Source organism: Seonamhaeicola marinus, from assembly GCF_008085455.1.
This window is the reverse complement of record NZ_VSDQ01000772.1, coordinates 1-841: the sequence shown is the minus strand read 5'-3', so window position 1 is coordinate 841 and position 841 is coordinate 1. Positions and strand designations below refer to the sequence as shown.

Genomic DNA, 841 nt, shown 5'->3' with positions numbered 1-841 from the left:
TTTTATGCTTATTTGATGCAATGTATTGAAACTATTAAAAGTAGCTTCTGCATCTTTTTTTCTAACAGAAATAGTTACTTCACAATCCATTTCTAGTTTTTGGTTTATTATATTTAGGTTTTTTTCTTTTATAATACGCATTACGGTATTCATATTGGGGTAATCAAAATGTATTATAAAATTAATATTGATGGTTTTTTCAATAATTTTAGATGCTTCTAATGTAAGTTGCGCTGTGGTTTTATAAGCGTTTATTAAGCCGCTTACGCCCAATTTTACACCACCAAAATAACGTACAACAACAATTAAAATGTTGGTTACATTAAATGATAATATTTGATTGTAAATAGGCATACCCGCAGAGTTACTAGGTTCGCCATCATCATTAGCTCTAAAAATTACAGTTTCAGTGCCAATTTTATAGGCGTAGCACCAATGTCTGGCGCTGTGATGTTCTTTTTTTAATGCTTCAATATGTGTTTTAACATCGTCTTCTGTTAAAACAGGAAATGCATAGCCAAAAAACTTACTGTTTTTATCTTTAAATAAAATGTTGTCAGTTTTTTTGGTAATTGTTTTGTATGTGTCTGTTTCTGTCAAAAAATTAAAATAGGGCGCTTTGGGTTTTAAATAAATTGGCAACATCGTCTTTTTCTGGGTTAAGGTGCCATGTGTTTATGTTCATGTTTTTAGCTGCAGTAATGTTGTTTTTTACATCATCAATAAATAAGCACTCTTCAGCTTCAACATTGTTGTCATTTAAAACAAATTTATAAATATATGAATCGGGTTTTCTTAAGTTTATTTCGTGCGAAAGGTAAAATTTATCAAAACAGTTTTT

At 29.4% G+C, this 841-nt stretch carries 2 protein-coding genes; both read right to left on the bottom strand.

Annotated elements, in window-relative coordinates:
* On the bottom strand, positions 1 to 600 hold a 600-nt coding region (locus FUA24_RS23465), incomplete at its 3' end, for an IMPACT family protein (RefSeq protein ID WP_148545761.1).
* A gap of 4 nt (positions 601 to 604) precedes the next feature.
* Positions 605 to 841: HAD-IA family hydrolase (locus FUA24_RS23460; protein ID WP_148545760.1), on the bottom strand; the 237-nt coding region annotated here is incomplete at its 5' end.